This window comes from Roseivivax halodurans JCM 10272, assembly GCF_000521785.1.
Taxonomy (GTDB): Bacteria; Pseudomonadota; Alphaproteobacteria; order Rhodobacterales; family Rhodobacteraceae; genus Roseivivax; species Roseivivax halodurans.
This window is the reverse complement of the sequence record NZ_JALZ01000140.1, coordinates 1-443: the sequence shown is the minus strand read 5'-3', so window position 1 is coordinate 443 and position 443 is coordinate 1. Positions and strand designations below refer to the sequence as shown.

The following is a 443-nucleotide window of genomic DNA, read 5'->3' as shown; positions in this document are numbered from 1 at the left end:
CACGACCAGGTCGAGGCGATGACGCTGGCGAGCCGGATCGTGGTGCTGGCCAACAAGGGTATCGCGCAGGTCGGAACGCCGCTCGAGCTCTACCAGACCCCCAACAGCGAGTTCGTCGCGCAGTTCATCGGCTCGCCGGCGATGAACCTGCTGCCGGGCGAGATCGTCGAGACCGGCGAGCGCACCACGGTCAGGATGCACGGCGGCGGCACGGCGGTCTCGACCGTGCCGACCCGGCCCGAGGACAGGGGCAAGAGCGTCAATGTCGGCGTGCGGCCCGAGGATTTCGCCGAGACCGAGGGCGCGCACATCTACGAGGGCAAGGTCGACATCACCGAGGCGCTCGGCGAGGTGACGCTGCTCTATTTCGAGGCCGAGAAGAGCGAGCCGGTGATCGGCAAGCTGCAGGGCATCCACGCCGGCCTGCGCGGCAGATCGGTCAG

General features: G+C 68.6%; 1 protein-coding gene. It reads left to right on the top strand.

From position 1 onward, the window contains the following. Window positions 1-443 (top strand): ATP-binding cassette domain-containing protein (locus tag OCH239_RS21515; protein ID WP_037267640.1); only part of this gene is annotated, 443 nt, incomplete at both ends.